Source organism: Streptomyces sp. RP5T, from assembly GCF_003933965.1.
In the GTDB taxonomy this organism is placed as follows: Bacteria; Actinomycetota; Actinomycetes; order Streptomycetales; family Streptomycetaceae; genus Streptomyces.
This window is the reverse complement of sequence record NZ_RSAJ01000476.1, coordinates 1-6,473: the sequence shown is the minus strand read 5'-3', so window position 1 is coordinate 6,473 and position 6,473 is coordinate 1. Positions and strand designations below refer to the sequence as shown.

At 69.2% G+C, this 6,473-nt stretch carries 6 protein-coding genes and 1 pseudogene; 6 read left to right on the top strand and 1 reads right to left on the bottom strand.

Going from position 1 to position 6,473, the window contains the following annotated elements; genetic code table 11:
- The 5 genes and pseudogenes from EHS43_RS48285 to EHS43_RS33865 form a co-directional block, all read left to right on the top strand.
- A pseudogene (locus tag EHS43_RS48285) lies at positions 1-148 on the top strand (sugar kinase); the annotation flags it as partial.
- Positions 145-915: an IclR family transcriptional regulator gene (locus EHS43_RS33880; RefSeq protein WP_125194481.1), complete on the top strand. Its 771-nt coding sequence runs from the start codon at positions 145-147 to the stop codon at positions 913-915. The pseudogene EHS43_RS48285 and the gene EHS43_RS33880, both read left to right, overlap by 4 nt.
- The gene (locus tag EHS43_RS33875; protein WP_125194480.1) at positions 912-1,322 is read left to right on the top strand and encodes a RidA family protein; all 411 of its coding nucleotides are present in this window, start codon (positions 912-914) and stop codon (positions 1,320-1,322) included. The genes EHS43_RS33880 and EHS43_RS33875 overlap by 4 nt, the downstream gene beginning before the upstream one ends.
- Positions 1,323-1,447: 125 nt before the next feature.
- Positions 1,448-2,920: a GntP family permease gene (locus EHS43_RS33870; RefSeq protein WP_125194479.1), complete on the top strand. Its 1,473-nt coding sequence runs from the start codon at positions 1,448-1,450 to the stop codon at positions 2,918-2,920.
- Positions 2,921-3,003: 83 nt separating this feature from the next.
- The gene (locus tag EHS43_RS33865; RefSeq protein WP_125194478.1) at positions 3,004-3,498 is read left to right on the top strand and encodes a hypothetical protein; all 495 of its coding nucleotides are present in this window, start codon (positions 3,004-3,006) and stop codon (positions 3,496-3,498) included.
- On the opposite strand, the gene EHS43_RS33860 is transcribed toward EHS43_RS33865, so the two are convergent.
- Positions 3,495-4,838 carry a M14 family metallopeptidase gene (locus EHS43_RS33860; RefSeq protein WP_125194477.1) on the bottom strand — a complete coding sequence of 448 codons (1,344 nt, stop codon included), beginning with the start codon at positions 4,836-4,838 and terminating at the stop codon, positions 3,495-3,497. The two genes, EHS43_RS33865 and EHS43_RS33860, sit on opposite strands and share 4 nt — an antisense overlap.
- 218 nt (positions 4,839-5,056) lie before the next feature.
- Between EHS43_RS33860 and EHS43_RS33855 the strand changes: the two genes are divergently transcribed.
- The gene (locus tag EHS43_RS33855; protein WP_125194476.1) at positions 5,057-6,373 is read left to right on the top strand and encodes an Nramp family divalent metal transporter; all 1,317 of its coding nucleotides are present in this window, start codon (positions 5,057-5,059) and stop codon (positions 6,371-6,373) included.
- Positions 6,374-6,473 lie beyond the last annotated feature (100 nt).

Here is a 6,473-nt window from a genome sequence, read left to right as displayed (position 1 = left end):
CACCACCCCCGGCGACCTCGCCGTACCCCCCTCCCGCGCACACGCCGACCGGCTCGCCGCCCTCGGGGACGACACGTGGGGGACACTTCGACTCGGCCCCGGCTGGACGCAAGCCGACAGGGCCCCGGAGGAGGTACGCACCCCATGAGCCAGACCGTCGACCGAGCACTGAGCATCCTGCCGCTGCTCGCCGAGGGCCCCGCCGACCTCGGACAGGTCGCCGACCGCCTCGGCGTCCACAAGTCCACCGCGCTGCGACTCCTGCGTACGCTCCACGAACACGGCATGGTCTACCGCCAGTCCGACCAGCGCTACCGCCTCGGCGCCCGCCTCATCGCGCTCGCCCAGGAGGCGATGGAGAACCTCGACATCCGCGAGATCGCCCACCCCCACCTAGTACGGCTGAACGAGAGTTGCGGTCACACCGTCCACCTCGCCGTCTACGAGGAGGACGAGGTGCTCTACATCGACAAGGTCGAGAGCCGCTACCCGGTGCGGATGTACTCGCGGATCGGCAAGCCGGTCGCCATCACCGTCGCCGCCGTCGCCAAGCTGCTGCTCGCCGACCTGCCCGAGGCCGAGCGCCGCGCCCTCGCCGACAAGCTCGACTACCCCCTGTACACGGCCCGTTCGACACCCAATGCCCCGGCCTTCCTCAAGGAGTTGGAGCGCGTGCGCGAACAGGGCTGGGCCACCGACCTCGGTGGCCACGAGGAATCCATCAACTGCGTCGCGGCCCCGGTCCGCGGCGCCGACGGCAGGGTCGTCGCCGCGATGTCGGTCTCCGCGCCGAACGTCGTCGTCACCGCCGAGGAACTCCTCACCCTGCTTCCGCAGGTCCGCCGCACGGCCGATGCCATCAGCGGCGAGTACTCCGGCAGAACAACCGCCAAGGACCCCAAGGACCCCGTATGACGGACAAGATCGCGCTCACCCCCGAGACCCACACCACACCGCCCGCCAAGTTCTCCCACGGGGTGCGCAAGGGCAACATCCTCCAGGTCGCCGGGCAGGTCGGCTTCCTGCCGGCCGAGGAGGGCAGGCCGCCGACGCCCGCCGGGCCCACCCTGCGCGAACAGACCCTCCAGACCCTCGCCAACGTCAAGGCGATCCTGGAGGAGGGCGGCGCCTCCTGGGACGACGTGATGATGATCCGCGTCTACCTGACGGACGTGGACCACTTCGCCGAGATGAACGCGATCTACAACACCTACTTCGAGGAGCAGGGCCTCACCGCGCCCCCGGCCGCCCGTACGACGGTCTACGTCGGACTGCCCGCCGGGCTCCTCGTCGAGATCGACGCGCTCGCCGTCCTCGGCTGACGCTCCGGCAACCACCGCACCACCCGCATCTCCCGCACGTCCTGCACGGCACGGCACCCCCCCCGGGGCGCCGTGCCGCGATGCCCCCTGCCCGAAAGCTCCATGTTCTTAGCCAGAGGACCCCCATGTCCCTACCGCTCGCCGCGACCACCGAGACACCCCCGCACACCGGTGGCCTGCTCCTCCTCATCGACGGCACCGCGGGCCTGCTCACGGTCGCCGCCCTCGGTATCGCCCTGCTGCTCTTCCTGATCATCAAGGTCCGGCTCCAGCCCTTCGTCGCCCTGCTCGGCGTCTCCATAGCCGTCGGCCTGCTCGCGGGCCTGTCGGTCACCGAACTCTTCGGCACGGTCCAGCGCTCGGACGCCGTGTCCACCATCGAGTCCGGGATGGGCGGCATCCTCGGCCATGTCGCGATCATCATCGGCCTCGGCACCATGCTCGGCGCGATCCTCGAAGTCAGCGGCGGGGCAGAGGTGTTGGCGTCCCGGCTGCTGAACCTGTTCGGGGAGAAGCGGGCGCCCCTCGCGATGGGCCTCACCGGACTCATCTTCGGCATCCCGGTCTTCTTCGACGTCGGCATCTTCGTGCTCGCGCCGATCGTGTACGCGGCGGCCAAGCGCAGCGGCAAGTCGATCCTGCTCTACTGCCTGCCGCTGCTGGCGGGCCTGTCCATGACCCACGCCTTCCTGCCCCCGCACCCCGGCCCGGTCGCCGCCGCCGGTCTGCTCCACGTGGACCTCGGCTGGGTGATCCTGATGGGCATCGTCTGCGGCATCCCGGCCGTCCTGGCCGCGTGGGCGTACTCCGCCTGGGTCGGGCGCCGCATCTTCGTCGCCGTACCGCAGGACATGGTGGAGGCGGCCGCGGAGGCCAAGCAGGCGGTGATCGAGGAGCAGCGGGCGCAGGGCGTCGTACCGCGCGAGGACCCCGTCCCGCTCGGCACGGTCCTCGGCATCATCGGCACGCCCCTGGTCCTGATCCTCGCCGCCACGTTCTCCTCGATCGCCTTCGACCCCTCCACGGGCCGCTCGGTCATCGAGTTCTTCGGCAGCCCCTTCGTGGCCCTGACGATCGCGCTGCTCCTCGCCTACTACCTGCTCGGCATCCGCCGCGGCTGGTCCCGCAGGTCGCTGGAGCGGGTGTCGACCGCGTCCCTCAAGCCGGTCGGCAACATCCTGCTCGTCGTCGGCGCGGGCGGGGTCTTCGGCGCGGTCCTGAAGGCCAGCGGGGTCGCCCAGGCGCTGTCGGACACCTTCAACGACGTCGGCCTGCCGGTGATCGTGCTGTCGTACCTGATCTCGGTGGTCCTGCGGGTCGCCCAGGGCTCGGCGACCGTCGCGATCGTGACGACCGCGGGCATCGTGGCGCCCCTGCTCTCGGAGGGCCACCACTCCCAGGCCTTCGTCGCCCTCGTCATCATGGCGATCTCGGCCGGCTCCATCTTCGCCTCCCACGTCAACGACGGCGGCTTCTGGATGGTGGCCAAGTACTTCGGCATCAGCGAGCGGGACACGCTCAGGACGTGGACCGTGCTGGAGACGGTGCTGTCGGTGGCGGGATTCGTGGTGGCCGCCGTACTGAGTGTGTTCGTGTAGGTGTTGTAGCCCCATGTAGGCGTCCGATAACGATGTAGGGGCCGGCTGTGTGCGACACAGGATCGTCGACCATACTGCCCGCTGTGGAGCAGCGCATAGGTTCGAGCAGCCAGCCCCTGGAAGGCGCCGGATTCGACCCGGCCTTCATCCCCGGGCTCACCTCACCCGGTTCCGACGAGGCGGAGTCCGCCACGGAGGAGCCGGAGGTGACTCCGGAGGACGCCGTCGAGGAGCCCGCGGAAGAGCCCACCGACGAGGCCGAGGACGAGGCCGCCGAGGACGAGGCTCCCGACGGCCCCGTCTTCGAGGCCTCCGACCGTCGCGCGAGGATCGTCGCCGACCACAAGGGCGTCCGCCTCTCCCTCGACGACCAGTCCTGCGAGTTCCGCTGGGACGAGATCGGCGCGATCGAGACGGAGTCCCCGCGCTTCGGCAAGCGGTTCACCGTCACGGTGCACACGCCCGACCTGCGCTGGTACCCGATCGAGATCGAGGCGGCGTCGAGGTCGAGCTTCGAGAAGTGGGACCAGGAGCTGGACGCGGTCATGGACGCGTACTTCGAGGACGAGACTCCCTAGCAGTACTGCGCCTGCTTCCCGATGGACCGGTACATGCAGTCCGAGTTCTCCAGCAGTTGCAGCACCGCGTCCCGGTTGCGCGAGGTCTCCCGCTCGATGACCTCGTCGGGCGGGTAGAAGCCGCCGCCGGAGCTGGACGACGGGTACATCTCGAAGGTGTACGAGAAGATCTTGTGCGTGCCCCAGAGGTAGTCGTCGATCGACCCGTCGGTGATGTAGAGGTCGCTCGCCTGCTCCGGCGTGTAGCCGTTGCTCGCGGCCATCTTCTGCCCGACCGCCTTGAACACGGCGTTGTCGTCCGCGGTCATCCCGGTGGCCGTGTCGGAGTAGGTGTACCCGTAGGGCCACAGCACCAGTTCGCTGTACGTGTGGAAGTCGATGTTCGTCCTGATCTGCTGGACCCCGCCGACGACCCGGCTGCGCACGAAGTTCGCGACCACCTTGACCTCGGGCGCCGACTCGGCGGCCGCACCCCGGTAGGTCTCCGAGGACGTCGACCCGGACGAGCCGCCGCAGCAGCCCCAGCGGTAGGCCCAGTTGCGGTTGAGGTCCGTACCGACCGCCGACGAACCGGAGTTGGGCTGCCGGTTCTTGCGCCACGAGCGGTAGGAGCCGGAGGCGATGTCGTACTCGCCGCCGTCCGGGTTGAGGTCGGGGATGATCCAGATCTCACGGCTGTTGACCATGTTCGTCACCCGTGAGTCGCTCCCGTAGCCCGCGCCGAGTTCGCGCAGCAGGTACAGGGCCATCTCGACGGTGAGGTGTTCGCGGGCGTGCTGGTGGTGGGTGAACAGCACCTCGGGCTCGGCCTCGTCGGTCGCCACGTTGTCGCTGATCTTGATCGCGACGATGTCCCGGCCCTGGTACGAGGTGCCGATGACCCGCTTGCTCATGATGTTCGGGTAGGCGGCGAGGCGCTGGTCGATCTCGGCGTTCATCTCGGCGTAGTTGTGGTAGCGCGAGTCGGCCGAGGGGAAGTCGTAGAGCCGGGCCTCGTCCTGCGCGGCCCGCGCCGGGGCCGACCCCAACGCGGTCACCTCGTAGCCGAGTCGGCGCAGCTTGCTGATCTGGTCGGCGCGTCCGGAGACCACGACGGTCTCCTCGTCGGCCTCGTCGACGGTCACCCCGGTCTGCTGGATGGCCGTACGGGTCACGGGAGTTGTCTGCTGGTGGATCTCGTACTGGCGGACGTCCTCGGTGCTCGGGGCCGCCTTCGGGGCGCTGTCGGCGTTCGCGGAGAGCGGGGCCGCGAGGGCGAGGGCCATGAGGGAGGCGACGGCGGCGAAGGTGGCGTGGCGTCTGCCGCCGAGGGCGCCGGAACCGCGTGTGCGAAGTCGCATGAAGTCTCCTGTGTTCTCCAGGTCCCGGGATCTCCGGAAGTGGGGGAGTGGAGCGGGGTGTTTCAGCGACGAGCTGCCGGTGCGGGTGTACGGCACATCGTCTTCTTCTGACATGGTCAGGTCAAGAGCGGACAAAGACGCGATGGCGTGAAACCGTGCGGGTTCCTTCACCGCACGCCCTCTTGCCGGGCCGCGGTCTTTGGGGTTTCTTGACCTTCATGGCGGACACCACGGACAACACAGTGACCGGTGAGGCGAACCCCGTACCGCGCAGGTCCAGTTGGCGGTACATCGGCCCGGGGATCGTCGTCGCCGCGACCGGCGTGGGCGCCGGTGACCTGGTTGCCACCCTCATCGCGGGCAGCAACTTCGGCTACACCCTGCTGTGGGCCGCGGTCATCGGCTGCCTCGTCAAGATCTCCCTCGCGGAGGCGGCGGGCCGCTGGCACCTGTCCACCGGCAGCACCCTGTTCGACGGCTGGGCGAGCCTGGGCCGCTGGACCACCTGGTTCTTCGCCGTCTACGTGGTGATCTGGGGCTTCGTGTACGGCGCGGCGGCGATGTCGTCGAGCGCGCTGCCGTTGCAGGCGCTGTTCCCGGACGTGATGGACCTCGAATGGTGGGCCATCGCCTGCGGGCTGGTGGGCCTGGTGTTCGTCTGGTTCAACAAGTACGCGGTCTTCGAGAAGGTCATGACGCTCCTGGTCGGCGTCATGTTCGTGGTGACGGTGTACCTGGCGATCCGGGTCACCCCGAACCTGGGCGACGCCCTCGCGGGCCTGCTGCCCGTGCTGCCCGACGAGAAGGACTCCGTCCTCAACACCCTCGGCCTGATCGGCGGCGTCGGCGGCACCATCACGCTCGCCGCGTACGGCTACTGGGTCAACGCCAAGGGGTGGACCGACACCGGATGGATGAAGGTGATGCGGCTCGACAACCGGGTCGCCTACATCACCACCGGCATCTTCGTCGTCGCCATGCTCTTCGTCGGCGCGGAACTGCTGCACTCCGCCAACGTGGCGATCGCGAGCGGCGACAAGGGGCTCGTCCAGCTCAGCGACATCCTGGCGGACGAGTACGGCTCGGCCACCGCCAAGTTCTTCCTCATCGGGTTCTTCGCCACCTCCTTCACCTCGCTGATCGGCGTCTGGCACGGGGTGAGCCTGATGTTCGCGGACTTCGTGGCGCGCTACCGCGACCGCGGGGGAGCGGCGGACTCCGGCCGGGAGGTCGCCTCCGGCTCGCGCGAGCGCTCCTGGCCCTTCCGCGTGTACCTGCTCTGGCTGACCTTCCCGCCGATGGTCCTGCTCTTCCAGGGCCAGCCCTTCCGCCTGGTCATCATCTACGGCGTCCTCGGCGCCGCCTTCCTGCCCTTCCTGGCCGGCACGCTGATGTGGCTGCTGAACACCTCCCGCACGCCCGCCCAGTGGCGCAACGGCCCCCTGAGCAACGCCATGCTGGCGATCGCGGGCCTGCTGTTCCTGGTGCTGTGCGTGAAGCAGATCTGGGACCAGCCGTGGTCGGAGTTCTTCTGACGCCCGGGGCGGTCCGGTGACCCGGTGGATATCCTCGGCCCCGTACGCCACCACCACCCAGGGGCCACCACGATGACCACCCAGCCACCGCCCTACGGCC